We start from the raw sequence: 26,348 nt of genomic DNA, 5'->3' as shown, positions 1-26,348 counted from the left end.
AGGGGGTTGTGGTGGGCATTAGCCGGCGGTGAGTTTTGGGAGGCGTTGTCGGGCGATGTCGAGGAGTTCGTTGCCGTCCTGGGTCAGCAGGTAGAGGGCGTTGACGATGTTGGGGATGTCGCTTGCGTCTGCTTGTTTGAAGCACAGGCAATACAGGGTTTCGAGCAGGTCGCTGGCGGCGTGGATGCGTTGGCGGGCGGCGTCGAGGATTTCGTGTGGGTCGGCCTCGGTGTCGATGACCAGGACCGGGGTGTCGCTGTAGCTGCTTTTGAGGGGGCGGTAGCGGTCTTGCATCGGGGGCAGTCCTTTGGGAAGTCGGGCAGGCCGACACACTGTTTCAGCCGCGCCGAAAACTATGAAGGGGACGGCGGGCTGCGGCAATACAGGCGCAATCGACAGAGTGTGTAGGGGATTTACTGGTCTTCGGGCATTGGCCCTACGCGTTTCCCGAGGTTTTTTTGACCGAAACCCTTACAGGTGAAATTTCCTACGTGTTTATCAGGCGTGGCGCGGTAAACCTCTGTATGGTGCGCGCCAGAATCTGTAGGGCATTTCGAAAATGCCTGGTTTGGCACTTAAAGGGAATTAGGTATGCATTGGCTACGTATGGCCTCGGTTTTGTTGTTGTGGGCGGGTGTTTGTCGTTTGACGGGCGCGGCCGACGCCGGCAGTTCGATGATGCTGGCCAACATGGCCCGCACCGGTTGGCCGGACGCCCTCACCACGCAGGCGAACATGGACACTGCGTCCCGCGCTGAGGTGTTGATGTTCGGCAAGGCGTTGCTGGCCAGCGAAGCGCTGGACGAGCAGGGGCTGAAACAGCGTCTGGGCGTGCAGGCAGTGAAGCTCAAGTCTGTGCGACAAGTGCGTGACGGGTTGTGGGATCGGTTGCTGACCACCTACCGCAACGCCAGTCAGAACTGCGACGGCGAACCGTTCTGCCCGCGTGTGCGAAGCGTCGCTGATTTGCGTCAGTTGGCGGCGGCATTCACCGGCGAAATCAGCCCGGCTCATGCGGTGTGGGCGAGCAAGAGCCAGGTGTTTCATGAGCAGATGTTGAATGAACAGCTGCGGGTGGCGGTGTTGGTGCCCTGAAGGGATCAACCATGATTTTTTGGTGAGGCTGCAGGCCTCATCGCTGGCAAGCCAGCTCCTACAAGGGGCAGGTGCGCCTATAAAATCGCTGTCCGCCGAAGCTCAACTGTAGGAGCTGGCTTGCCAGCGATGGCGATCTATCAGCCGCCATATTCCTCAAGCCCCACCATCCCTACCGCGCCATCCGCTGTATCATCCCGTATCGTTTTTGCCCCCGACCTTTTCTCGACTCGCTGCGATCACCGGCTAGGCTTTGGGCTTCGCAGCGGTCAACGGAGTGACAGCTTATGCACAACACCCTGGAACAGGTTTTCGGTTATCCACAGTTTCGACCCGGCCAGGAGGCGGTGGTCAGCGCGGTGATGGCCGGGCGCTCGGCGGCGGCGATTTTCCCCACGGGTTCAGGCAAGTCCCTGTGTTACCAGATGTCGGCGGTGTTGTTACCGCACCTGACGCTGGTGGTCTCGCCGCTGCTCGCGTTGATGCAGGATCAATTGGCGTTTCTGCAACGCCATGGCATTTCGGCAGGCAGTATCGATTCGGCTCAAAGCCGCGATGACGCCGGTGACGTGATGGCCCGCGCCAAGTCCGGCGAATTGAAGATTCTGATGATTTCCGTGGAGCGCCTGAAGAACGAGCGCTTCCGCAATTTCTTGCAGCAAGTGCCCATCTCGCTGCTGGTGGTGGACGAGGCGCATTGCATCTCGGAGTGGGGCCATAACTTCCGTCCCGACTACCTCAAACTTCCGGACTATCAGCGTCAGTTCAATATCCCTCAGGCGCTGTTGCTGACCGCCACCGCGACCCCGAAAGTGATCGCGGACATGGAGGCGAAATTCGCCATTGCCCCGCAAGACGTGGTGACCACCGGTTTCTATCGGCCAAACCTCAACTTGCTGGTGGAACCGGTGCGCGGTCAGGACAAACGCCGACGCTTGGTCGAATGGATGAGCGAGCGTCCGGACCAGCCGAGCATCGTCTACGTCACGCTGCAGAAAACCGCTGAGCACATCGCCGAACACTTGGATCGCAACGGTATTCAGGCCGAGGCCTATCACGCCGGTTTACCCCACGAACAACGCGAAGCCATTCAGAAACGCTTCATGGGCGGCCAGTCCAATTGTATCGTCGCCACCATCGCCTTCGGCATGGGGATCGACAAGAGCGACATACGCAACGTGGTGCATTTCGACCTGCCCAAATCCATCGAAAACTACAGCCAGGAAATCGGTCGCGCCGGGCGTGACGGACAGCCATCGGACTGCCTGGTACTGGCCAACCGCGACAGCCTCAACGTGCTGGAAAATTTCGTCTACGGCGACACGCCGGAGTTGGAAGGCATCCGTCATGTGCTCGACGAATTGCAAGCCGCCGTGCCCGAGGGGCATTGGGAGTTTCTGCTAGGGCCGTTGGCCGATCAGAGCAACATTCGCCAGTTGCCGCTCAAGACCTTGCTGGTGCAATTGGAGCTGCGCGGGATCATCGCCCCGCGTTACGCCTATTACGCCGAATACCGTTTCAAGTATTTGCTGGAGCCGGAAGACTTGCTCGCCCGCTTCGAGGGTGAGCGCAAGGATTTCGTCGCGGCCATCGTCCAGACTTCCAGCCGCGCGCGGACCTGGGCAACGGTGAATTTCGATGCGTTGTACGAGCAGCATCAAGCCGAGCGCAATCGGGTGGTCAAGGCGTTGGATTACTTCCAGGAAAAGGGTTGGGTCGAGCTGGAAAGCAAGCAGATGACCGAGGTCTACAGCCTGCTGCAAACGGAATTCAACATTCAGGCGCTGAGTGCCGAACTGCATGATTGTTTCACCCGGCACGAACGCACCGAGATTGCGCGGATTCACGCCATGCTCGATCTGTTTGCCACTGACCACTGCCTGGGTAATCGCCTGGCCGAATACTTCGGTGACGAAAACTCGCCGCAGCAGTGCGGGCATTGTTCGGTGTGTCACGGTCATGTGGCGCGGCTGCCTGCACCGCCAGAGTTGCCGGCGCTTGTGGATAAAAACTTCGAGGCGCTGTGTGGTGGTTTTATCCACAGGCACGAGCAGCACACCGGCAGCCTTCCTCCCGCTGAGCGGGTGACACGGTTTCTGTGCGGGATCAGTGTGCCGCTGTTCACCAAGCTCAAGGCTCGATCGATTCCGGGGTTTGCAACGTTGGAAGAGTATCCGTATGGCGAAGTACGGGCTTGGGTTGAGCAACACCTCTCAGGCTGACCCGTACCCCTGTAGGAGCCAGCTTGCTGGCGATGGCGGCGTGACAGACACCATCGATATTGAATGTGATGGCCTCATCGCGAGCAAGCTTGCTCCTACAGGGATGTCAGCGTTCGGCGGGCGCACATCCATCCGCTGAATGTCCCCCATCACAGGAATAAATTTCAAAAAAGGCGGGTGGCTGACTATGGTGGGGTCTGTCTTTGGATCGCCAACAAGAGAACAACTATGAGCCAGACACCGTTCAACATTCAGCGCGCTGCCGTCATCGGTGCGGGCACCATGGGCCGTGGCATTGTCATGTGCCTGGCCAATGCCGGTGTGCCGGTGCAGTGGGTCGATAACAATCCGCAGATGCTTGAGCAGGCACTGGCCAGCGTGGCTGAGACCTATGCGCACAACGTGCGGCAGGGACGGATTGATCAGGCTGAAGCGGATGCGCGCATTGCACGGGTCACGGCGGCTGCCGATTACGCAGCGATCCGCGAGGTCGATCTGGTGATCGAGGCGGTTTACGAAAACCTCGAGCTCAAGCAGAGAATCTTCCGCGAGCTGGATGGCCTGCTCAAGCCCGAAGCCATATTGGCCAGCAACACGTCGGCGCTGGATATCGACGCCATTGCCGCCGCCACCCGCCGTCCGCAACAAGTCCTGGGCCTGCACTTCTTCAGCCCGGCGCATATCATGAAACTGCTGGAAATCGTTCGTGGCGCACAGACTTCACCGGCGGTGCTGGATGCCGCGCTGGAACTGGGCAAGCGTATGGGCAAGGTCAGCGTAGTGTCGGGCAACTGCGAGGGCTTCATTGGCAACCGCATGCTCAAAACCTACGTGCTGGAAGCGCGCAAGATGCTGCTTGAAGGCGCTTATCCCTATCAGGTGGATGCGGCGTTGCAGGGTTTCGGTTTCGCCATGGGGCCGTTTCGCATGTACGACGTGGTTGGTATCGACCTCGAATGGCGGGCTCGGGAGCTGGCAGGCAAGGGGCAGGATGCGCCGCAGGTTCAAGTGGATAACCGTCTGTGCGAACTGGGCCGTTTCGGGCAAAAGAGTGGCAACGGCTATTACCACTACGAAGCGGGCAGTCGACAGGCGGAGCACGATGTGCAGGTGGATGCGCTGGTGCTGGAGGTCAGCGAAGGTTTGGGCTTCCAGCGTCGCGAGATCGGGCCTGAAGAGATTCTGGAGCGCTGCTTGCTGGCACTGGTCAACGAGGGGGCGAAGATTCTTCAGGAAGGGATTGCGGCGTCGGCGCATGACATCGATCTGGTGTATCTCAACGGTTATGGCTTCCCGGCGGACAAGGGCGGGCCGATGGCCTGGGCGGATCAGCAGGGGTTGGCGGATATTCATCAGCGGTTACTGCAGCTGGAAACCAAACAGGGTGATCACTGGCAGCCGGCGCGGTTGATTGGGGAGTTGGCGGCGGTGGGCAAGGGGTTTGGTGATAGGTGATTTATGTGGCGCCTGCAATGGCGCCTTCGCGAGCAGGCTCGCTCCCACAGTTTATTTTCTGTGAGCACAGAATTTGTGGACGACCGAGATCCCTTGTGGGAGCGAGACCGGCTTGCCGGCGAAGAACGATAACGCGGTTTTCGCCTTAAACTGGCAATCCAACTCCAGGAATCGAACCTGATGTCCAACCCGATGCCCCAACGCACCGACTACCCGCACTTCCAGCCCATCACCACGCGCTGGCACGACAACGATGCCTACGGTCACGTCAACAACGTCACCTACTACAGCTTCTTCGACACGGCGGTGAACACCTACCTGATCGAAGTCGGCGGCCTGGATATTCATGACGGCGAAGTCGTGGGTTTTGTGGTGAGTTCGGCTTGCGATTATTTTGCTTCCATCGCTTTCCCTGACCGGATCGAGATCGGTTTGCGCGTCGGCAAGTTGGGCAACAGTTCGGTGCAATACGAATTGGCGGTGTTCAAGGCCGGTGAAGACGAAGCCTGTGCGGCGGGGCGTTTCGTGCATGTGTTTGTGGATCGGACGTCAAATCAGCCTGTGGCGATTCCTGCCGGGTTGCGCGTTGCGCTGGAGAGGTTGGTGGTATGACGGACAAAAAAAATCGCAGCCCGTGGGCTGCGATTTTTTTGATCTACCGGTAAGCGAGGCGATTCAGCCTCAGTCGCGATAGCGATGTTTGCGATGGCCGTAGTGGTGACCACGATCATGGTGACGATCACGGTAGTAGCGACGGTCGTCACCATGACCGCGATAGGAACGACGATCATCGTCCTCATCATCGCTTTTGTTGCCCATGTAGTTACCCAGCGCGCCACCGGCGCCGCCGCCTGCTGCGGAGCCGATCAGGCTGCCGGTGGTGCCGCCCATGCTGCGGCCGACCACGTTACCGCCTGCTGCGCCCAACGCACCGCCAATGGCCGCTTCGCCACGGCTGCGTTTGTCTGCGCCGACTGCGCTACCACCCGCGCCGCCCAGGGCCGCGCCAATGGTTGAACCTGTGTTGCCGCCTAGCGATTGACCGACGACCGAGCCCAAAACCCCGCCCAATGCGCCGCCCACACCTGCTTCGGTGGTGCCTCCGGCAGAAGCGAAGCCACTGACCAGGCCAAGGGACAACAAGAGAATCGAGGAGAACTTCATTTGAGGAACCTCAAGGGGATGACGGCGCGATCCTGAGGCTGTGTCGTAAGGCTGACAATCGAAATCCGACGAGTAACACGACTTCAACACATTTCTATAAGTTACTGTTTTTTAGCTGGAACTTAAGTGTTTTTCGCGGGTCTTTAGCTACTTCGGAATGGCCGTTTTTGTGAAAAAACGGCCTTTTTTGTGGGCGATTGGAAAGTCATCGGATGGTGCGGATACAGGTGTTGTCGTGTCGGACGCCTTCGCGGGCAAGCCTCGCTCCTACAGGTTTTGTAATGACCGTGAGATCACCGCTGAACCTGTAGGAGCGAGGCTTGCCCGCGAAGAGGCCAGACCTGCTGCCGCGTTAAGCCGACTTTGCCAAAATCAACCCAGTCTCACTCGCCATTTCCAACCGGATCGCCACAAACTTCGACGTCGGCGTATGGCTGCCATCCCCAGTGCTCTCCAATGGCACCAGCGGATTCACTTCCGGGTAGTACGCCGCCGCTTGCCCCGCAGGAATATCAAACGCCAGCAGTGTGAAACCTTTCACCCGACGCTCGCGGCCATCGTCCCAGATCGAAACGATGTCGGCCTTCTGCCCCGGTTTGAACCCCAGGCGAATAATATCCGCCTCGTTCACAAACAACACATCACGCTGACCTTTCACGCCGCGATAACGGTCGTCGAGTCCATAAATGGTGGTGTTGTACTGATCGTGGGAGCGCATCGACTGCATGATCAGGTCCGGCAACACGCCTGTGGAGCGCGTGCGCTCGTGCACCAGGTCCTTGGGCAGGACGTTCGCACGGAAATTCGCCCGGCCCGACGCGGTGTTCCAGCGACGGGAACCGGCACTGTTGCCGAGGTAGAAGCCGCCCGGATTCTTGATCTTCTCGTTGAAGTCCTTGAAGCCCGGAATCGTATCGGCAATCAGGTCACGAATGCGCGAGTAATCGGCCACCAGCCAGTTCCAGTCCACCGGTTTGCTGCCCAGGGTCGCGGCGGCGATACCGGCGATGATCGCCGGCTCGGAGCGCATCTGGTTCGACAGCGCCTGCAACTGGCCGTTGGAGGCGTGGACCATGCTGAACGAATCTTCCACGGTCACCGCTTGCGGGCCTTCGGTCTGGATGTCGATGTCGGTGCGGCCCAGGCACGGCAGGATCAGTGCTTCCTTGCCGTGAGCCAAATGGCTGCGGTTGAGCTTGGTGCTGATTTGCACGGTCAGGTCGCAGTTGCTCAGAGCCTGGAAAGTGCGCGTGCTGTCCGGAGTGGCCTGGGCGAAGTTACCGCCCAGAGCGATGAACACTTTTGCACGACCCTCGGCCATGGCATGAATCGCCTCGACCACGTTATGACCGTTTTCGCGCGGCACTTTGAACTGGAAGCGACGTTCCAGGGAATCGAGGAACGCCACCGGCGGACGCTCGTTGATGCCCATCGTGCGGTCGCCCTGCACGTTACTGTGGCCACGCACCGGGCACAGGCCGGCGCCGGGCCGACCGATATTGCCGCGCAGCAGCATCAGGTTGGCGATTTCCTGGATGGTCGCGACCGAATGGCGATGTTGGGTGATACCCATCGCCCAGCACATGATCACGTTCTTGCCTTTGGCATACATGCGCGCGGCTTGCTCGATTTCCACGAGTGTCAGGCCGGACTGCTCGACGATCTGCTCCCACGGCGTATCGTCGACGGTGCCCAGGTACTCCAGCACGTTGACACTGTGTTCATTGAGGAAGTCGTGGTCGAACACGGCAGGCTCACCGGCCTTCTGCGCATCGCGCTCCCATTGCAGCAGGAATTTCGCCATGCCGCGCATGATCGCCATGTCACCGCCCAGTGCCGGACGGAAGTACGCGGTGTTGGTCGGTTTGTCGCCGTTGGTGAGCATTTCGATCGGGTGTTGCGGGTGCTGGAAACGTTCCAGGCCGCGTTCTTTGAGCGGGTTGATGCACACCACTTGCGCGCCACGTTTCACGGCTTCACGCAGCGGCTCGAGCATCCGAGGGTGGTTGGTGCCGGGGTTCTGGCCCCAGACGAAAATCGCATCAGCGTGTTCGAAGTCGTCGAAGGTTACGGTGCCTTTACCGACGCCAACACTCTGCGCCAACGCGACACCGCTGGCCTCGTGGCACATGTTCGAACAGTCGGGGAAATTATTGGTGCCGTAGGCGCGCACGAACAATTGATAGAGGAAAGCCGCTTCGTTGCTGGCACGTCCCGAGGTGTAGAACTCGGCTTGATCCGGGCTCGACAAACCGCGCAGATGTTTGGCGATCAGGGTGAAGGCGTCATCCCAGCTGATCGGTTGGTAGCGATCGGTTTCGGCGTTGTAGCGCATCGGCTCGGTCAGGCGGCCCTGATATTCAAGCCAGTAGTCGCTCTGTTCCAGCAGCGAGGTGACGCTGTGTTTGGCGAAGAATGCCGGGTTGACGGCCCGTTTGGTCGCTTCCCAGTTCACCGCTTTGGCGCCGTTCTCGCAGAACATCACCATGCCCTTTTCCGGCGAATCGCCCCAAGCGCAACCCGGGCAGTCGAAGCCGCCGTTCTGGTTGGTCTTGAGCATGATGCGCAGGTTTTTTAGCGCGTTGTCGCTGGTCAACCAGGCCTGGGCGACGCTGATCAGTGCGCCCCAGCCACCGGCTGGGCCCTTGTAGGGCTTGTAGCGGGGGACGGGTTTCTGGTCGGCTTGACGGTGTTGACTCACGCTTGATTCTCCAACGCTGGGCTGTAGACCCGCGGCGCATTCTTCTGTGGCAAATGGATAAGGTTCAGGTTGTGACGACGGGCCCATTGCACGGCAAGGCCCGTGGGCGACGACAGGCTGACCAGGGTCTGGATGCCTGCGCGCAGTACTTTCTGGATCAATTCGAGACTGCAACGGCTGGTGACAATCGCCAGGCCGCCGGTGGTCGGGATCTTTTGCCGGATCAGCCCGCCAATCAGCTTGTCGAGCGCGTTGTGCCGGCCGATGTCTTCGCGACCCAGCAGCAATTCACCCTTGGCGTTCATGAACACCGCCGCATGCACCGCGCCGCAATGCTGGCCGAGTGGTTGGAACGCGCCGATACGCTGGCGCAAACCGTCGAGCCATTCGGCGGGCGGCAATGGCGCACCGGGCAACACTTTGAGGTCCGGCAAGGCCTGCTCGACCGCTTCCACGCCGCAGAGCCCGCAACCGCTGGTGCCGGCCAGTTGCCGACGTTGCTGCTTGAGGTTCCAGAAGGCGCGGTTGGCGATGGTCACTTGCGCGTACTGCGCCGACCCCGAACCGCTCAGTTGCAGGTCATAAATGTCAGAGGCGTCTTCGATGATGCCGCTGCCGAGGCTGAAACCGACGATGAAGTCTTCCAGGTCCGTCGGCGTCACCAGCATCACTGCCTGACTGATACCGTTATAGGCAATCGCCAACGCAACTTCCTCGGCGAGCGCAGTGCTGGCCGATTCGGTGTATTGAAAATCGCTGTAACTGTACGTTTGGCTAGCGGCGGGCGCGGGCGTTTCGAGGGCTGGCGCCGCGCAAACAGGGCGCTTGGCGTTCATGAGGCATCACCGACGGTTTGGTCAGGTTTAAGCGTATGCGCGACAAGTTGTCGCGTCTAATCGCTAATACTGATCTACCGATAGATGGCGTCGATCAAGAGTCGATCATTGATTTCTGATAAATCGCAAAACACGCTTCCGCCAACGCCGAGCGCGGTGCGCTGCGCCGCATGATCAGCCCCAGCCGGCCGAGGGTCTGGGCGTTTTCGATCGGTTGCAGGCGCAGATGGTCAGTCAGGTTTTCCAGGCCGCCTTCGAGCGGCATCACGGCGCAACACAATCCACCATGAACAGCTTGCAACAGTTGATGCACGGCATCGGTTTGCAACAACGGCTGCGGAGTAAGGCCGCGGCTGTGGAAATTGTGGTCGATGGACTGACGGAAATGCATGCCGCTGGTGAGCATGCCCAGCGGCAGTTCGATCAGCGACTCCCAACTCAGCGGCGCCTCGCCGAACGTGAAGAAGCGCTGATCGTAGAGCAGGCCCATGCGCGTTTCGCTGAACGCCAGGGAATCGAAACGTTCGGCGTCCAGACGCTCCAGGTACGACACGCCAAGATCCAGGCGATTGTTCGCCAGTTGTTCGAGGATCTGCTCGGAGCTCAGCGCCGAGAGTTCGAAGCGCAGGTTCGGGTGTTCGCCGTGCAAGCGTTGCAGCAGCGGCAGCGGGTCGAAACTCGACAACGGCACCACGCCCAGACGCAGCGTACCGACCAGATTGCCGCGACAGGCGGCGGCTTCGGCCTGCAAACCATCGTAAGCCGCCAGCACCGTGCGCGCCCACGCCAGCACCCGCTCGCCCGGCGCGGTGAAGCCTTCGAAGCGCTGGCCACGGTTGACCAACGGTAACTCGAGTTCTTCTTCAAGGCTGCGCAAGCGCATGGACAGGGTCGGCTGAGTGACGTGACAACGTGCAGCGGCCTGACCGAAATGCCGGGTTTCGTCGAGGGCGATGAGGAATTTCAGCTGCTTGATGTCCATCTTCGCTCCAGGGCGCGGGAAGGTCGGGATTCTAGCGCCTGGGGGCAAGCGGCGTCATTGGTCGGGTCGGAACCGGGTGTTGCAACCTTGGTCTAGGCTTTTGCGTCTGGAACCAAAAACCAAGGAGAGTGCACCATGAGTATTTTTAGCTTTGTGAAGGAAGCAGGCGAAAAGCTTATCGATTTGCTGACGCCGGGTAACGCCAATGCCAGCGAGCAGTTGAAGGAACACATCAGCAAGGTCGGCCTGGGTAATCCGAATGTGCAGGCGACGGTAGATGGCGACAAAGTCACGGTGACCGGTGAGGTGGCGACCCAGGAAGATAAGGAAAAAATCCTGCTGGCCGTGGGCAATATCGCCGGTGTCGGCAGTGTGGATGATCAGATTGCGGTGACCGGGCCGGTGTTGAAGGCTGCAACCTTTGTCACGGTTGTGAAGGGCGACACCCTCAGCGCGATTTCCTTGCGCGTGTATGGCGATGCCAACAAGTATCAAAAAATCTTCGAGGCCAACAAGCCGATGCTCAAGGATGTGAACAAGATTTATCCGGGGCAGTCGTTGCGGATTCCTGAGTAGGGTTTAAGACCGTGTGATGGCCTTCGCGGGCAAGCCTCGCTCCTACAGGTTAGGTGTCGTTCGTGAACGATGCGATAACCTGTAGGAGCGAGGCTTGCCCGCGAAAGGCGCGACTCGGTCTAAAGCCCCGCAATCAACTCCCGATAATCAACCACCGCCGCAAACTCCGCCGTATCCTTCGGCCCCTTGCGGCTGTCCGGCTCCTTCACCGCCAACAAATGCGCCACGCCAAAATCCCGCGCACTGCGCAGGATCGATAACGTATCGTCGATAAACAGACTGCGCGCCGGATCAAACCCGATATCCGCCTGCAATGCCTGCCAGAACTGCGGATTCTCTTTGGGAAAGCCGTAATCATGCGAGCTGATCAACCGCTCGAAATACGGCGCCAGTTCAATTCGTTCCAGTTTCAGTGACAGCGAATCCCGGTGTGCATTAGTGATCATCACCACCCGCTTGCCAGCCTGCTTGATCGCCGCAAGGAACGTATCCGCGTCCGGGCGCAACGCAATCAGGTGCGCGGTTTCCAGTTTCAGCTCGCGCACAGGCAGCTTCAGTTCGGCGCTCCAGAAATCCAGGCAATACCACTGCAACTGGCCGGCATGGCGTTCAAACAGCGGCTGCAATTCCATCTCGGCCATGGCCCGGCTCACCCCGTGCAATTCGGCGTAACGCTGGGGCAAGTGTTCCAGCCAGAAATGGTTGTCGAAGTGCAGGTCCAGCAGCGTGCCGTCCATATCGAGCAGAACGGTGTCGATGTCGCGCCAGGGCAGCAGGGACATAAAAAACTTCTCCAGCGGTAAAAGAGATATCCGAGGTCAACAATCAGGATAGGCCGGGTATAGTAACGCGTTCACGCCAAGGAGCTTTTCATGCGCCAGAAACCCACCATCCTCGCCCGCGAGATCGTCGCCACCAGTCGCTTGTTCTGCGTCGAAGAGCTGAAATTGCGCTTTTCCAATGGCGTGGAGCGCACCTATGAGCGGCTGGTCGGCAAAGGCGCCGGGTATGGCGCGGTGATGATTGTGGCGATGCTCGACGCAGATCACGCGGTGCTGGTCGAGGAATATTGCGGCGGCACCGATGAATACGAGATGTCGCTGCCCAAAGGCTTGATCGAGCCAGGTGAAGACGTGCTGGCGGCGGCCGAGCGTGAGCTCAAGGAAGAAGCCGGGTATGGCGCGCGACAGTTGGAACACCTGACCGAGTTGTCCTTGTCGCCGGGCTACATGAGCCAGAAGATTCAGGTGGTGCTGGCCACCGATCTGTACGAAGAGCGGCTTGAGGGCGACGAGCCTGAACCGATGCGCGTGGACAAGATCAACCTGCGAGAGCTGTCGGCCCTGGCCCAGAACCCGAAATTCACCGAGGGCCGTGCCTTGGCGGCGCTGTACCTGACCCGAGATTTGCTGACTCAGCGCGGAGTGTTCCTGCCATGATTTTCCCTCATCCATTGATGGCGCCGGTGATTGAACTGGCATTGAAGGCTGGCGACGCGATCCTGCCGTTCTGGCGCACCGGCACGACCGTGACCGCCAAGGCCGACGATTCACCGGTCACCGCAGCCGATCTGGCCGCTCATCATCTGATTCTGGCCGGGCTGACCGCGCTGGACCCGAGCATCCCGGTGCTGTCCGAAGAAGACGCCAACATCCCGCAGAGCGTGCGCGCCGGTTGGCAGCGCTGGTGGCTTGTGGATCCGCTGGACGGCACCAAGGAGTTCATCTCCGGCAGCGAAGAATTTACCGTCAACATCGCGTTGATCGAGCAGGGGCGAGTGGTGTTTGGCGTGGTGTCGATGCCGACCAATGGACGCTTCTACGTCGGTGGTGCCGGTCTGGGCGCGTGGCGTGGTGATAAGGGCGCCGAGCCGCTGCCGATTCAGGTTCGCACCGTGCCTGCCCCAGGCGAGGCCTTCACGGTCGTCGCCAGCCGTCGGCATTCGAGCCCTGAGCAAGAGCGCTTGCTCGCCGGGTTGAGCGACAGCCTGGGTGAGCTGCAACTGGCCAATATCGGCAGTTCGCTGAAGTTTTGTTTGTTGGCGGAAGGGGCGGCGGATTGTTATCCGCGTCTGGCGCCGACTTCGCAGTGGGATACGGCGGCGGCCCAGGGTGTTTTGGAAGGTGCGGGTGGTGAGGTGCTGGAGTTGAGCGGCGTGCCGTTCAGCTATCCGGCGCGGGAGTCTTTGCGGAACGAGTTTTTCCTGGCGCTGCCAGCGAAAGCCGCATGGCGCGAAAAACTTCTGAAGCTCGCCACCTTGTAGGAGCCGGTTTGCCGGCGATAGCGGTGTGTCAGACGCACCGCGTTGCCTGGATCGCCAGCAAGCCGGCTCCTACAAAGATGAGATCGTCCCACGCAGAGTGTTGGAACGATCAGCCGCAGAGATTTATCGGTGCAGGACGTACTGCCCGGTAAACCTCACGGCGTCGTCATCGCTATCGGCATTCACAATCCGCGAATGCAGCGTCAACCGCGCTCTTCCATAACGCTGATACATCGCCAGAAACTTCTTCCACACCGCCGCACTCGGCGCCTGGCAAATCGCCGTCGCGTCCATGGTCACCGGCAGCGGATAGCTGATTTGCCCTTCGTGAATCACGATGTGCCCGTCTTCAATCCCTTCTTCGCGCAAACGCAAATGCAGCCAGCCCCAACCCGCCAGCACCGCGCCGCAGTACAGGCTGCCGCCGAACATGGTGCTTTTGTGATTGACGTTGGCTTCCAGCGGCAAGTGCAGGCGCAGTTGCTGGTCGTGCCAGTCGAGCACTTTGATGCCCATGGCTTGCGTCAGGGGAATGTCGCGATGGAGGACTGATTCCAGGTGACGACTGTCGCGGTTCATGACGGGGCCTTTTGTTTGAAGAGGACGGTTTGACGGTCGATCAATCGAGTTCGTCGCTCGGGTGGTGGTCGGCGAAATTCAGCCCGTGCTTGCGCAGTTTGTCGTGCAAGGTTTTGCGCGGAATGCCGAGGGCTTCGGCGAGGCTGCGCACCGAGCTGTGAGAGCGTGCCAGTTCGGCGGCAATCAGCGATTTCTCGAAGTTTTCCACCTGCTCGCTCAAGCCGCCGCTGGCCGCTTCAATCGTTGTGCCCGCCGTGCCATCCGGCGCGCTGTTGTCCAGCGCCAGTTCCAGGCCCAGGGCGAAACGTTCGGCGGCGTTTTGCAATTCCCGCACGTTGCCCGGCCAGGTGTGACGCAGCAGCAGCGCCCGTTGCCCCGGTTGCAGTTCGTGGGGCGGCAAGCCATGGCGAGCACTGGCTTCATCGGCAAAGTGCTGGAACAGCATCAGCGCATCTTCACCGCGCTCGCGCAGCGGCGGAATGCGCAGCGGGGCGACGTTCAGGCGGTAATACAAGTCGGCACGGAAGCGACCCTGATCGGCGGATTGGCGCAGGTCTTCCTTGGTCGCGGCGATGATGCGGATGTCCAGCGGGATCAACTGATTGCCGCCCAGACGCTCGACTACACGTTCTTGCAGCAAGCGCAGCAATTTCACCTGCACGTCCAGGCTCATGCTTTCGATTTCATCGAGGAAAACCGTGCCGCCGCTGGCGAATTCGAACTTGCCGATACGACGCTTCTGCGCACCGGTAAACGCGCCCGGCTCGTGACCGAACAACTCGCTTTCCACCACGGATTCGGCCAGAGCCCCGGCGTTGATCGCCACGAACGGGCCGTTACGCCGGTTCGACAAATCGTGCAGCGCCCGCGCCACGACTTCTTTGCCGGCGCCGGTTTCGCCGAGAATCAGCACGTCAGCCTTGGTCGCCGCCAGTGCGCCGATCTGCTCGCGCAGACGCAGCATCGGCGCCGATTGCCCGACCAGTCTTGTGCTCAGTTCATTGCGGTCGCTGAGGGCCAGACGCAAGCTGCGGTTGTCCAGCACCAGTCGGCGCAGGGCCAACGCGCGGCGCACGCTGTCGAGCAAGGCGTCGCTGGCGAACGGTTTTTCCAGAAAGTCATAAGCCCCGGCACGCATGGCTTGCACCGCCAGCGGCACGTCGCCGTGACCGGTGATCAGCAGCACCGGCAGCTCCGGGTCCTGGGCGTGCAGTTCGGTCAGCAGTTCGAGACCGTCCATGCCAGGCATGCGGATATCGCTGACCACCACGCCCGGCCAGTCGCGCTCCAGTTGCCCGGCCAGGCCCTTGGCTTCGGCGAGCGGCAGGATTTTCAGGCCGGCCAGATCCAGCGTCTGGCTCAGGGCCTGGCGCAGATGGGGATCATCGTCGATCAGCACGACCTGGATGCGGTTGTCGATGGTCATGCACTTCGGTCCTCGGACGGTTGCAGGCTCACGCCCGGTGCGCCTGCGCGCAGTTTCAGGGTAATCAGGGCGCCGCCTTCCTTGTGGTTGGCGAATGACAGTTCACCGCCGAAGGCGCGCATCAGGGTTTCGCAAATTGCCAGCCCCAGACCCAAGCCCTGGGTGCGGGTCTTGGTGGTGTAGAAGGGCTCGCTGGCGCGGCCAAGGGCTTCCATGCAAAAGCCGGGGCCGTTGTCGCGAATGTACAGATTGACGCCGTCGGCGGTGGATTGGGCACTCAACCAGAGTTTACGCGGCGGGCCTTTTTCCGTCAGCGCGTCCAGTGCGTTGGCCAACAGATTGCCGAGCACTTGGCGCAGACGGGTTTCCCCGGCTTCGACCCACAGCGTGGCGGCGGGCAAATCGCGGATCAGCTCGACTTCCATGCTCCGTCGACGCTTGGCCAACAGCGCCAACGCGTCATCCAGCGCCGGTTGCAGCGCCACACTTTCCGGCGCGTGGCGATCACGCCGGGCAAAGGCGCGCAGGTGCGCGATGATCGAAGCCATGCGCCCGGTCAGTTCGCTGATCAGTTTGAGGTTGCCGCGCGCATCGTCGGTGCGCTGATGATCAAGCAGCACTTCGGCGTTTTCCGCGTAGCTGCGGATGGCGGCCAGCGGTTGATTCAGCTCATGGCTGATGCTTGCCGACATGGTCCCGAGCGCCGACAACTTGCCGGCCTGCACCAGGTCATCCTGGGCGCGTACCAGTTCCTGCTGGGCGTGTTCGCGCTCCAGCACTTCCTGTTTCAGTCGGCGGTTCAGGCCTTCAAGGTCGCTGGTTCGTTCCGCGACCCGGCCTTCCAGTTCACGCCGGGCCTTGGCTTCGAAGGCGATCCGTTCAAGGTAGTGACGCCGCCGTTGCATCATCAGGCCGAGCAGCAGCATCAACACCAGCAGCGTCGCGCCGCCGATGGCGACCACCGTGCGCACCGGGCGATCGATCAAGGTGCGCGGTGCAAGAATGCTGACACTCCAGCCGGTTTCGTCGATCTGCCGGGTCTGGGTCAGCCAGGCGTCGGGATTGAGATTCAACGGCTTCGGGTCGCGGGTCGGATAGGGTTGAATCGCGGTGATTGCCTCGCGCTCGCCCTCGCCCAGTGGCCGGGTCGAGCGGAATCGCCATTCTGGCCGCGAGGTGAGGATGACCACGCCGTTGTGGTCGGTGACCAGCAGTTGTTCCGGGGTTTTGCCCCAAAGGCTTTCGGTGTGGTCCAGGTCGACTTTGACCACCAGCACGCCGAGGACTTTCTCGCCGTCGCGCACGGCCGCCGCAAAGAAATAACCGCGCTTGGCCGAAGTGGTGCCCAGCCCGAAAAACCGCCCGAGACGTCCGGCCATGGCTTCGCTGAAGTACGGGCGGAACGAAAAGTTTCGGCCGACGAAGCTGTCGTGTTTGTCCCAGTTGGACGCCGCGAGGGTCTTGCCGGTGGTGTCCATCAGGTACATGACTTCGGCGCCGGTCTGCGCGCTGATGTTCTTCAGCAGGCGGTTGGCATTGCCTTGGGTCACACCGTCGTCGGGGGCGCCGAGCGTGGCGCGCAGGGCCGGCAGGTCGCCGAGGATCTGCGGCAGCACTTCATATCGGTGCAGTGTGCCCAGCAGGTTGGCGACGTACAGGTCGAGGGTCTGCCGGTTCTGCCCGGCCAGTTCGCTGCGGTAATAACGCTCGGCCAGATGCTCCAGCGGCCACAGCAGCGGCGCCAGGCACAGCGCCAGCAGGGCGAGGCTACGCCAGCGGGGTCTGCGGGGGAGGGTCGGAGTCATGAGCATCAGGCGCCTGAGGGTACAGGCGCATTATGCCTAGGCTTGCCCGGCAAGACACTCGCGCAGCGCGGTTTGCCAGTCTGGCTGACTGACGCCCCATTCGCGGAGCAGGCGACTGCAATCGAGGCGCGAATTTAACGGTCGGGCGGCAGGCGTCGGGTATTCGCTGGAAGGGATGGGCAACAGGTGTGCGCAAGGCCTGCCCTGTTTGCGCAGCGCTTCGCCGATGGCCTGGGCGAAACCGAACCATGAGGTTTCACCTTGAGCGGTCAGGTGATAAGTGCCCCAGGCGCCCCGTTCACCGGCCTGCCAGCGTTCGATCAGGGCGAGGGTGCTGTTGGCGATCGTGCCGGCCCAGGTGGGCGCGCCGATCTGATCGGCAACGATGCGCAACTCGGGTTTTTCTTGCAGCAGACGCTGCATCGTCAGCAGGAAATTGCTGCCACTGGCCGAGTAGACCCAACTGGTCCGCAGAATCAGATGCATGCCCCCCACCGCCGTGATGGCTTGTTCGCCGGCCAGTTTGCTCTGGCCGTAGACCCCCAGCGGCTTGGGCGCGTCGGCTTCGTTGTAAGGCTCGCCCTTACTGCCATCGAACACATAATCGGTGGAGTAGTGAATCAGCGGGATGCCCAGCGCCAGTGCTTCTTCGGCCAGAATTCCCGGGCCCGTCGCGTTGATGGCGAACGCCAGCTCAGGTTCGCTTTCTGCCCGATCGACCGCCGTGTGAGCGGCGGCGTTGATGATCAGGTCGGGATGAGCGAGCCGGACCTGTTGGCGAATCTGTTCCGGTTGAGCCAGATCGAGTTGATCGCGCCCCAGCACCATGAGTTCATCAGCCGCGCTCAAGCGGCGCTGCAGTTCGCGCGCGACCTGGCCGTGCTGGCCAATGATGAGAATTCGCAAAGGGATTTTCATGGAAGCAGTTCAGATTCCTGCCAGCTTTTACCGTGTTGGTCCTTTTCTGACAGTTGAGGCGCTTCTTCCAGTTCCCAGTCGATGGCCAGTGTCGGATCGTCCCAGCGAATGCAGCGATCTGACGTCGGGTCGTAATAGTCGGTGGTTTTGTAGAGAAACTCGGCGTACTCGCTGAGTACCACGAAGCCGTGGGCGAAACCTTCCGGTATCCACAACTGGCGATTGTTCTGTGCGGACAAGCGCACACTGGCCCAGCGCCCGAAGTTCGGCGAACTGCGGCGGACATCAAGGGCCACATCGAGCACTTCCCCCGCCGTCACCCGAACCAGCTTGCCCTGGGTGTGTTGCACCTGATAGTGCATACCACGCAGCACGCCTTTTCGCGAACGCGAGTGGTTGTCTTGAACGAACGCTTTCTTGAGGCCCGTGGCATTTTCAAACTCACGGACATTGAAGCTTTCATAGAAAAACCCACGTTCGTCACCAAACACCTTCGGCTCGATAATCAGCACACCTGGCAACTGGGTGGGGGTGACTTTCATTGCGCCTCTCCGGCAATCGTGTAGAGATACTGGCCATAACCGGTCTTGCCGAAATACTTCGCTCGCTCAAGCAAGTGCTCGCGATCAATCCAGCCATTCATGTAGGCAATTTCTTCGAGACAGGCCACTTTCAGTCCCTGGCGGTGCTCGATGGTTTGCACGTATTGCGACGCTTCGAGCAGGCTGTCGTGAGTGCCGGTGTCGAGCCAGGCGAAACCGCGGGTAAAGCGCTCGACCTGAAGATCGCCGCGTTGCAGATAGGCGTTGTTCACATCGGTGATTTCCAGCTCGCCGCGTGGTGACGGTTTGACGGCCTTGGCAATGCGGATAACGTCGTTATCGTAGAAATACAGCCCGGTGACCGCATAGCTGGACTTTGGCTTGAGCGGTTTTTCTTCGATCGAGATGGCGCGGCCTTCTTTGTCGAAGTCGATCACGCCAAAGCGCTCCGGGTCCTTGACCCAGTAGCCGAATACCGTCGCGCCGCTGGTTTGCTGCGCCGCTCTTTGCAACTGACCACCGAAGTGCTGACCGTGGAAGATGTTGTCACCGAGGATCAGGCACACCGGGTCGTCGCCGATGAACTCCTCACCAATCAGAAACGCCTGGGCCAGGCCATCCGGCGTAGGCTGTTCGGCGTAGCTGAAATGGACACCGAACTGACTGCCGTCACCCAGCAGGTTGCGGTACTGCGGCAGATCCTGCGGGGTGGAAATCACCAGGATTTCCTTGATGCCAGCCAGCATCAACACCGAGATCGGGTAGTAGATCATCGGCTTGTCGTAGATCGGCAGCAGCTGTTTGGAAACGCCTAGCGTGATCGGGTGCAGGCGTGTGCCCGACCCGCCAGCCAACACAATTCCTTTCATCATGCGAGTAACTCCTTGATATCGGTGGAGCCTAGTCGTTCACCCTGATAACTGCCATCTTGAACGCGGCGGCACCATTCCAGGTTTTCCAGATACCACTGAACGGTTTTGCGCAGGCCGGTTTCGAAGGTCTCTTCCGGCACCCAACCCAGGTCGCGCTCGATTTTGCCGGCATCGATCGCGTAACGCAGATCGTGCCCCGGGCGGTCCTGGACGAAGGTGATCAAGTCGGCATAGCGCACGACACCGGCGGGTTTGACCGGGGCGAGCTCTTCGAGCAGGGCACAGATGCCGCGCACCACGTCGATGTTCGTCTGTTCGTTGTGTCCGCCAATGTTGTACGTCTCGCCGACGACACCTTCGGTGACTACTTTGAGCAGCGCTCGTGCGTGATCCTCGACGAACAGCCAGTCGCGGATCTGCAGGCCGTTCCCGTAGACCGGCAGCGGCTTGCCGGCCAGCGCGTTGAGAATCACCAGCGGAATCAATTTTTCGGGGAAGTGGAACGGGCCATAGTTGTTCGAGCAGTTGGTCAGCAATACCGGCAGCCCGTAGGTGCGCTGCCATGCGCGGACGAGGTGGTCCGAGGCCGCTTTGCTGGCGGAGTACGGCGAGCTTGGCGCGTACGAAGTCGTTTCGGTGAACAGATCATCGACACCGTGCAGGTCGCCGTAGACTTCATCGGTGGAGATATGGTGGAAGCGAAAGGCGCTTTTTTCCGGCTCGGCCAGCGTGTGCCAGTAGGCGCGGGTGGCCTCCAGCATGCTGTAGGTGCCGACGATATTGGTTTGAATGAAGTCCGATGGCCCATCGATGGAGCGGTCGACATGGGACTCTGCCGCCAGGTGCATGATGGCGTGCGGCTGGAAACGTGTCAGTACGGCGCTCACGGTGGCTTGATCGACAATATCGGCCTGCACGAACTCGTAGCGAGTGTCGGTGGCAATACTGGTCAGCGATTCGAGATTGCCCGCATAGGTCAGTTTGTCCAGGTTGAGCACTTCATGCTCGGTGTGCCGAATCAGCTGGCGAACCAGGGCAGAGCCGATGAAGCCGGCGCCGCCGGTGATGAGAATACGCATGTGGGCCAGCCTTTTTTCCGTCAGACGATATAGCGAATGATCATAGCTTGTCGGCAGGAGAGTGGTGGTGCAATAGGGTTGTGTCTGCAATTTGGGTTTTGTGGCGTAAACAGGGGGTTGATTATCGACCGGTGCAGTGGCGATATAAGCGCCTAATAAAATTTCAGGGGTTGTTGTATGCCGCTCGCCACGTTGATTCATCGCGCCAGTCTGCCCAGCCCGCAAGTGTCTGCGGAGCAAGCGCTAGAGCTGCTCGAGGGGCATTACGGGCTGAGCGCAAAGCTGCAGGCGCTCGGCAGCCAGCAAGATCTCAACTTCCGCGTTGACAGTAAGCATGGGCGTTTCGTCCTGAAAATCTGCCGGGGCGACTATTCGGTGCTGGAGCTGCAAGCCCAGCATGCCGGGCTCAAGCATCTGGCAGAGCACTCCGGTGTGCCGGTGCCGCGAGTGATTGCCGCGCAGAGCGGTGCCGACCTGCTGTCACTGGAAATTGATGGACAAGCGGTGCACGTGCGCCTGCTCGAATACATCGAGGGCCAGTCGCTTACGCATCTCGATCATCTGCCCGGATCCGTGGTGGCCGGTTTCGGCCGGCTCTGCGGCGAAATGGACCTGGCGCTGGCCGCTTTCGATCATGCGGGCCTTGAGCGCACCCTTCAGTGGGACGCCCGCCACGCCAACGCGTTGATCGCGCATTTGCTGCCGGTGATTGAAGATGACCGGCAACGCGCGTTGATCGCCGAAGTGGCCGAACAGGCCGAGCGGCATTTGCAGCCGCTGGTGGACAAGTTGCCGGTACAGGCCATTCACATGGACATCACCGACGACAACGCGGTCTGGCAGCGCGATGCGCAACGCCAGTGGCAATTGCAGGGCGTGATCGATTTTGGCGATCTGGTCCGCACGTGGCGCATTACCGACCTGTCGGTGACCTGCGCGGCGCTGTTGCACCATGCCGGTGGCGATCCGTTTTACATTTTGCCGGCGGTTCAGGCTTATCACGCGGTCAATCCGCTGCAACACGAAGAGCTGCTGGCGCTGTGGCCATTGATCGTTGCGCGGGCGGCGGTGCTGGTGCTCAGCGGCGAGCAGCAGGTCAGCATCGACCCGGGTAACGCCTACAGTCGCGACAACCTGACCCATGAGTGGGAGATTTTCCGCGTGGCCACGTCGGTGCCGTTGACGTTGATGGAAGCGGCGATCCTCACCTCGGTGGGGCACAGCCTGGCGGACATCGGCAGCGAAGGCTTCGCACCGCTGCTGCCGAGCCTGGTCGGGCGCGAATTTGCCTTGATCGATCTGGGCGTATTGAGCCCGCATTTCGAGGCCGGTAACTGGGAACAGGAGGGGATCGATCAGCGGCTGTTGAGCGAAGCGGCTGCGGCCCACGGCTTGGCAGCGAGCCGTTACGGACAATACCGTTTGTCCCGCACCCGCCCGGACAGTGCGACGGAACCAGACACCTACCCGTTGCACGTCGAGCTGCGGGTGCCTCATGGCACTGCGGTCGAATCGCCGTTTGCCGGGGTTGTGCATCAACCGGCGCCGGGTGTGCTGCAACTGGACGGCCCGCAGTTGAGCGTGCGGCTGTGGGGCGTGACGCCGTCGCTGCACACTGGTGCGGCACTGGTCAAAGGCCAGGTGTTGGGTTCGGTCAGCGGCCCGTTGCGGGTGCAGTTATGCCGAGGCGCGGCGCTCGATGCGCCGTTGTTTTGCACGCCTTCGCGCGCGGCGGCCTGGCAAGCATTGTGCCCGTCACCGGCAGCGTTGTTGGGGCTGGCGTGCGATGCCGAAGCAGAGCTTGATTCGCAGACCTTGCTGGCGCGCCGAGACGCCAGTTTTGCCCGGACGCAGAAGCACTATTACGTCGACCCGCCGCGCATTGAGCGTGGCTGGCGCAATCACTTGATCGACATGCAGGGCCGCTCCTACCTCGACATGCTCAACAACGTCGCGGTGCTGGGCCACGGTCATCCGCGCATGGCTGCGGTCGCCAGTCGTCAATGGTCACTGCTCAACACCAACTCGCGGTTCAACTATGCGGCGGTTGCCGAGTTTTCCGAGCGCTTGCTGAAACTGTCGCCGGAGGGCATGGACCGGGTGTTCCTGGTCAACAGCGGCAGCGAGGCCAACGATCTGGCGATCCGTCTGGCGTGGGCCTACAGCGGCGGTCGCGACATCATCAGCGTGCTGGAGGCGTATCACGGCTGGACCGTGGGCGCGGACGCGGTCTCGACCTCGATCGCTGACAATCCCAAGGCCTTGAGCAGCCGTCCCGACTGGGTGCACCCGGTGTCCGCGCCGAACACCTATCGCGGCGAGTTCCGTGGTCCGGACAGTGCGCCGGATTATGTGCGCAGCGTCGAACACAACCTGGCGAAAATCGCTGAGCAGCAACGCCCGCTGGCCGGTTTTATCTGCGAGCCGGTGTATGGCAATGCCGGTGGTATTTCGCTGCCGCCGGGTTACCTGAAACAGGTCTATGCAATGGTCCGTGCGCAGGGCGGCGTGTGCATCGCCGACGAAGTGCAGGTGGGTTACGGCCGCATGGGCCATTTCTTCTGGGGCTTCGAAGAGCAGGGCGTGGTGCCGGACATCATCACCATGGCCAAAGGCATGGGGAACGGCCAACCGCTGGGCGCGGTGATCACCCGTCGGGAAATTGCCGAAGCGCTGGAGGCCGAGGGCTACTTCTTCTCGTCGGCGGGTGGCAGCCCGGTCAGTTGCCAGATCGGCATGGCCGTTCTGGATGTGATGGAAGAGGAAAAACTCTGGGAAAACGCTCAGGTCGTGGGCGGGTATTTCAAGGAGCGTCTTGAGGCGCTGATCGACAGTCATCCGCTGGTGGGCGCGGTGCACGGTTCCGGTTTTTATCTGGGCGTGGAGTTGATCCGCAACCGCGAGACCCTGGAGCCGGCGACCGAAGAGACGACGGCGCTGTGTGACCGGTTGCGGGAGCTGGGGATTTTCATGCAGCCGACCGGTGATTTCCTGAACGTCCTCAAGATCAAACCGCCGATGGTTACGTCGCGCCAGAGTGTGGATTTTTTTGTCGACATGCTGGCGAAGGTGCTTGACGAAAACCTGTAGGAGCCGGCTTGCCGGCGATAGCGGCAGGTCAGTCGACGTAAATGTTGAATGACAAGACGCCATCGCTGGCAAGCCAGCTCCTACAGGAGGTGGGAGTGATTTAGTTCGATTGTTATCGGGTTTAAGTGCTGTTGTTTTCGACAGAAGGAAGATTTGTCGCTTTTAAAGCCGATTTTTATCGGCTATAAAGTCGCCATTGCCGCGGCGTGTCTCATCACGCCCGGCGCTTCCCTTTCTGTCATCGGTCGATGCCAAACTCGACCCACAGCACTTGTCCGGAGATGATTCATGAGCCGTATCGTTACCGTCGCCGCCACCCAGATGGCCTGTTCCTGGGACCTTGAAGCCAACCTCGAAACCGCTGAAAGGCTGGTCCGTGAGGCTGCGGCCAAAGGTGCGCAGATCATCCTGATCCAGGAACTGTTCGAGGCGCCGTACTTCTGCCAGAAGCCGAACCCGGATTACCTGCAACTGGCCACGACGGTTGAAGACAACGTCGCCATCAAGCATTTCCAGAAAATCGCCAAAGAACTGCAAGTGGTGCTGCCGATCAGCTTCTACGAACTGGCCGGCCGCGCGCGTTTCAACAGCATCGCGATCATCGATGCCGACGGCTCCAACCTCGGGATTTATCGTAAAAGCCACATCCCGGACGGCCCTGGCTATCACGAAAAGTATTACTTCAACCCGGGCGATACCGGCTTCAAAGTCTGGAACACCCGCTACGCGAAAATCGGCGTGGGCATCTGCTGGGATCAGTGGTTCCCGGAATGCGCGCGCAGCATGGCGTTGCTGGGGGCGGAAATTCTGTTCTACCCGACCGCCATCGGCAGCGAGCCGCACGACAAAACCATTTCGTCCCGCGATCATTGGCAGCGTGTGCAACAGGGCCATGCCGGTGCCAACCTGATGCCGCTGATCGCCAGTAATCGCATCGGCAATGAGGAGCAGGACGGGTACGACATCACCTTCTACGGCTCGTCGTTCATCGCCAACCAGTTCGGCGAGAAGGTTCAGGAACTCAACAAAACCGAAGAAGGCGTGTTGGTTCATCGCTTCGACCTCGACGAACTGGAGCACATCCGCAGCGCATGGGGCTCGTTCCGTGATCGCCGCCCGAACCTATACAATGCGCTCAAAACCCTCGACGGTTCCCTGGAGTCCTGACCGCATGACCACTTTAAACAGCACCCCGCGCGCCGACGGCTTCTACATGCCCGCCGAGTGGGCGGCGCAAACCCAGACCTGGATGATCTGGCCCGAGCGTCCGGACAACTGGCGCCTGGGTGGCAAACCGGCGCAAGCCGCACACGTGGCGGTGGCCAAGGCCATCGCGCGTTTCGAACCGGTGACCGTGGCGGTGTCCGCCGGCCAATACGAAAACGCTCGGGCGCGTCTCGACGTGCCGAATATTCGTGTGGTCGAGATGTCCAGCGACGACGCCTGGGTCCGCGACACCGGCCCGACATTCGTCATCAATAACAGCGGTGAAGTCCGCGGCGTGAACTGGGACTTCAATTCGTGGGGCGGTTTTGACGGTGGGTTGTATTCGCCTTGGAACCGCGACTCGCAGGTCGGCGGCAAGATCCTCGAGATCGAACGCAGCCCGCGTTATCGCACCGAGGGTTTTGTGCTCGAGGGCGGTTCGATTCACGTGGATGGCGAAGGCACGCTGATCACCACTGAAGAATGCCTGCTCAACCGCAATCGCAACCCGCACCTGAACCGTGCGGAAATTGAAGCGGTGCTCAGCGCGAACCTGGCTGTGGATAAAATCATCTGGCTGCCGGACGGTTTGTTCAACGACGAAACCGACGGCCATGTGGATAACTTCTGCTGCTACGTGCGTCCGGGCGAAGTATTGCTGGCCTGGACCGACGACCCGCAAAACCCGAATTACCCGCGCTGCCAGGCGGCGATGAAAGTGCTGGAAAGCAGCACCGACGCCAAAGGTCGCCCATTCACGGTGCACAAGATGCCGATTCCGGGGCCGCTGTATGCGACCGAAGAAGAGTGCGCCGGTGTCGATCCGGTGGACGGAACTCAGGAACGCAATCCGACCGTTCGTCTGGCCGGTTCCTACGTGAACTTCCTCATCGTCAACGGCGGCATCATCGCGCCAAGTTTCGACGATCCGCTGGATGGTCCGGCCAAAGAGATTTTGCAGAGTCTGTTCCCGCAACACGAAGTGGTGATGGTGCCGGGCCGCGAACTGTTACTGGGAGGCGGTAACATCCACTGCCTTACCCAACAGCAGCCCGCGCCGCACAAGGAGTGAGTGGGGTTGTAACAGCTTGAGTTGATTGCTAAATCGCTCAGGCAAACGTTTTCCCCGTACGCCTCGCAGAAAGCCCGCAGCCCGTCAGGACTGCGGGCTTTTTTTGTATCCGCTCGTCGACCATCCAGACACATTGGCACAGCTCTTGTATCTCTCCAGGTGTAGACAGGGAGGGGGAGGACTTCGATGTTCTGTCATAAACCTTGGATAAGTTAGCCGCTCACAAACCAGGAGAGAGCGCGGAAATGAACGCCGAAATGAATGTGGTGAGCGAGCGGGCATTGCATCCCCTGGCAGTAAAGAACAGCGATTCGCTCCAGATTCTGGCGCACTGGTTGAAGTCCAATGGAACGCGTCAGATCAGGGAACCTGATCCGCGCCGGATGATGATCGAGCGTTACCCCGCTGGTTTATTCAGCGAAGCGGAACTGGAAGCGTTGTGGGATGTGATGGAAGGATAAGAAG

Annotated in this window: 24 protein-coding genes; 11 read left to right on the top strand and 13 right to left on the bottom strand. The window is 60.6% G+C overall.

Translation table 11 applies throughout. The annotated features are described in order from the left end of the window. Positions 1 to 18: 18 nt before the first annotated feature. On the bottom strand, positions 19 to 294 hold the full coding sequence (locus tag ACYZUC_RS18920; RefSeq protein ID WP_008025051.1) for a hypothetical protein: 276 nt from the start codon (positions 292 to 294) through the stop codon (positions 19 to 21). A gap of 297 nt (positions 295 to 591) precedes the next feature. On the opposite strand from ACYZUC_RS18920, the gene ACYZUC_RS18915 reads away from it, so the two are divergent. The 4 genes from ACYZUC_RS18915 (at position 592) to ACYZUC_RS18900 (ending at position 5,384) form a co-directional block, all read left to right on the top strand. Further along, entirely contained in the window at positions 592 to 1,095 is a 504-nt protein-coding gene (locus ACYZUC_RS18915; protein ID WP_461989651.1) for a polysaccharide deacetylase, read from the top strand. 287 nt (positions 1,096 to 1,382) lie between these two features. Continuing rightward, a complete protein-coding gene (locus tag ACYZUC_RS18910) occupies positions 1,383 to 3,317 on the top strand; it encodes a RecQ family ATP-dependent DNA helicase (RefSeq protein ID WP_461989650.1) in 1,935 nt (644 codons plus the stop codon). A 228-nt stretch (positions 3,318 to 3,545) separates the two neighbouring features. Next, the gene (locus tag ACYZUC_RS18905) at positions 3,546 to 4,772 is read left to right on the top strand and encodes a 3-hydroxyacyl-CoA dehydrogenase (RefSeq protein WP_461989649.1); all 1,227 of its coding nucleotides are present in this window, start codon (positions 3,546 to 3,548) and stop codon (positions 4,770 to 4,772) included. A 180-nt stretch (positions 4,773 to 4,952) separates the two neighbouring features. After that, the gene (locus tag ACYZUC_RS18900; RefSeq protein ID WP_461989648.1) at positions 4,953 to 5,384 is read left to right on the top strand and encodes an acyl-CoA thioesterase; all 432 of its coding nucleotides are present in this window, start codon (positions 4,953 to 4,955) and stop codon (positions 5,382 to 5,384) included. 69 nt (positions 5,385 to 5,453) lie between these two features. On the opposite strand, the gene ACYZUC_RS18895 is transcribed toward ACYZUC_RS18900, so the two are convergent. From ACYZUC_RS18895 to ACYZUC_RS18880, 4 genes are all read right to left on the bottom strand, one after another. Then, positions 5,454 to 5,936, bottom strand: a complete 483-nt coding sequence (locus tag ACYZUC_RS18895; protein ID WP_461989647.1) for a glycine zipper domain-containing protein — start codon at positions 5,934 to 5,936, stop codon at positions 5,454 to 5,456. A 352-nt stretch (positions 5,937 to 6,288) separates the two neighbouring features. After that, a complete protein-coding gene (locus ACYZUC_RS18890; RefSeq protein WP_461989646.1) occupies positions 6,289 to 8,637 on the bottom strand; it encodes an FdhF/YdeP family oxidoreductase in 2,349 nt (782 codons plus the stop codon). Then, a complete protein-coding gene (fdhD, locus tag ACYZUC_RS18885; protein WP_207285590.1) occupies positions 8,634 to 9,473 on the bottom strand; it encodes a formate dehydrogenase accessory sulfurtransferase FdhD in 840 nt (279 codons plus the stop codon). The genes ACYZUC_RS18890 and fdhD overlap by 4 nt, the downstream gene beginning before the upstream one ends. Before the next feature lie 94 nt (positions 9,474 to 9,567). Then, positions 9,568 to 10,455 (bottom strand): LysR family transcriptional regulator, encoded by an 888-nt coding sequence (locus ACYZUC_RS18880; protein ID WP_461989645.1) that lies wholly within the window; start codon positions 10,453 to 10,455, stop codon positions 9,568 to 9,570. A gap of 135 nt (positions 10,456 to 10,590) precedes the next feature. Here ACYZUC_RS18880 and lysM point away from each other — a divergent pair, with 135 nt between their 5' ends. Beyond that, positions 10,591 to 11,031, top strand: a complete 441-nt coding sequence (gene lysM / locus ACYZUC_RS18875; RefSeq protein WP_461989644.1) for a peptidoglycan-binding protein LysM — start codon at positions 10,591 to 10,593, stop codon at positions 11,029 to 11,031. Positions 11,032 to 11,150: 119 nt separating this feature from the next. Here lysM and yrfG read toward each other — a convergent pair whose 3' ends face one another. Beyond that, positions 11,151 to 11,813, bottom strand: a complete 663-nt coding sequence (yrfG, locus tag ACYZUC_RS18870; protein ID WP_223434911.1) for a GMP/IMP nucleotidase — start codon at positions 11,811 to 11,813, stop codon at positions 11,151 to 11,153. A gap of 90 nt (positions 11,814 to 11,903) precedes the next feature. On the opposite strand from yrfG, the gene nudE reads away from it, so the two are divergent. Further along, on the top strand, positions 11,904 to 12,470 hold the full coding sequence (nudE, locus tag ACYZUC_RS18865) for an ADP compounds hydrolase NudE (protein WP_008040117.1): 567 nt from the start codon (positions 11,904 to 11,906) through the stop codon (positions 12,468 to 12,470). After that, complete coding sequence (cysQ, locus tag ACYZUC_RS18860) at positions 12,467 to 13,294, top strand: 3'(2'),5'-bisphosphate nucleotidase CysQ (RefSeq protein WP_461989643.1); 828 nt, start codon at positions 12,467 to 12,469, stop codon at positions 13,292 to 13,294. The genes nudE and cysQ overlap by 4 nt, the downstream gene beginning before the upstream one ends. 123 nt (positions 13,295 to 13,417) lie before the next feature. Here cysQ and ACYZUC_RS18855 read toward each other — a convergent pair whose 3' ends face one another. The 7 genes from ACYZUC_RS18855 to rfbB are packed head-to-tail and all read right to left on the bottom strand — an operon-like array spanning position 13,418 to position 20,515. Continuing rightward, positions 13,418 to 13,873: a thioesterase domain-containing protein gene (locus ACYZUC_RS18855; protein ID WP_414911098.1), complete on the bottom strand. Its 456-nt coding sequence runs from the start codon at positions 13,871 to 13,873 to the stop codon at positions 13,418 to 13,420. A 40-nt stretch (positions 13,874 to 13,913) separates the two neighbouring features. Beyond that, complete coding sequence (locus ACYZUC_RS18850) at positions 13,914 to 15,299, bottom strand: sigma-54-dependent transcriptional regulator (protein WP_461989642.1); 1,386 nt, start codon at positions 15,297 to 15,299, stop codon at positions 13,914 to 13,916. Then, entirely contained in the window at positions 15,296 to 17,104 is a 1,809-nt protein-coding gene (locus tag ACYZUC_RS18845) for a sensor histidine kinase (RefSeq protein WP_461989641.1), read from the bottom strand. The genes ACYZUC_RS18850 and ACYZUC_RS18845 overlap by 4 nt, the downstream gene beginning before the upstream one ends. 36 nt (positions 17,105 to 17,140) lie before the next feature. Continuing rightward, on the bottom strand, positions 17,141 to 18,010 hold the full coding sequence (rfbD, locus tag ACYZUC_RS18840) for a dTDP-4-dehydrorhamnose reductase (protein ID WP_461996732.1): 870 nt from the start codon (positions 18,008 to 18,010) through the stop codon (positions 17,141 to 17,143). 8 nt (positions 18,011 to 18,018) lie between these two features. Next, a complete protein-coding gene (gene rfbC, locus ACYZUC_RS18835) occupies positions 18,019 to 18,564 on the bottom strand; it encodes a dTDP-4-dehydrorhamnose 3,5-epimerase (protein WP_461989640.1) in 546 nt (181 codons plus the stop codon). Further along, positions 18,561 to 19,436 carry a glucose-1-phosphate thymidylyltransferase RfbA gene (gene rfbA, locus ACYZUC_RS18830; RefSeq protein WP_461989639.1) on the bottom strand — a complete coding sequence of 292 codons (876 nt, stop codon included), beginning with the start codon at positions 19,434 to 19,436 and terminating at the stop codon, positions 18,561 to 18,563. Before rfbA ends, rfbC begins: the two co-directional genes overlap by 4 nt. After that, positions 19,433 to 20,515, bottom strand: coding sequence for a dTDP-glucose 4,6-dehydratase (gene rfbB / locus ACYZUC_RS18825; RefSeq protein ID WP_461989638.1), 1,083 nt, complete (start codon positions 20,513 to 20,515; stop codon positions 19,433 to 19,435). Before rfbB ends, rfbA begins: the two co-directional genes overlap by 4 nt. 177 nt (positions 20,516 to 20,692) lie before the next feature. Between rfbB and ACYZUC_RS18820 the strand changes: the two genes are divergently transcribed. From ACYZUC_RS18820 to ACYZUC_RS18805, 4 genes are all read left to right on the top strand, one after another. After that, positions 20,693 to 23,605, top strand: a complete 2,913-nt coding sequence (locus tag ACYZUC_RS18820) for an aminotransferase (protein ID WP_461989637.1) — start codon at positions 20,693 to 20,695, stop codon at positions 23,603 to 23,605. Between the two features lie 288 nt (positions 23,606 to 23,893). Continuing rightward, entirely contained in the window at positions 23,894 to 24,772 is an 879-nt protein-coding gene (aguB, locus tag ACYZUC_RS18815) for an N-carbamoylputrescine amidase (protein ID WP_008025021.1), read from the top strand. Positions 24,773 to 24,776: 4 nt separating this feature from the next. Then, positions 24,777 to 25,883 (top strand): agmatine deiminase, encoded by a 1,107-nt coding sequence (aguA, locus tag ACYZUC_RS18810; protein ID WP_461989636.1) that lies wholly within the window; start codon positions 24,777 to 24,779, stop codon positions 25,881 to 25,883. 245 nt (positions 25,884 to 26,128) lie between these two features. Continuing rightward, complete coding sequence (locus ACYZUC_RS18805; protein WP_008040104.1) at positions 26,129 to 26,344, top strand: hypothetical protein; 216 nt, start codon at positions 26,129 to 26,131, stop codon at positions 26,342 to 26,344. The last annotated feature ends 4 nt before the right edge of the window (positions 26,345 to 26,348 follow it).

It is taken from the genome of Pseudomonas sp. GT1P32 (assembly GCF_054897805.1).
Note: the sequence above shows the minus strand (reverse complement) of the source record. Positions and strands in the feature narration are given on the sequence as shown.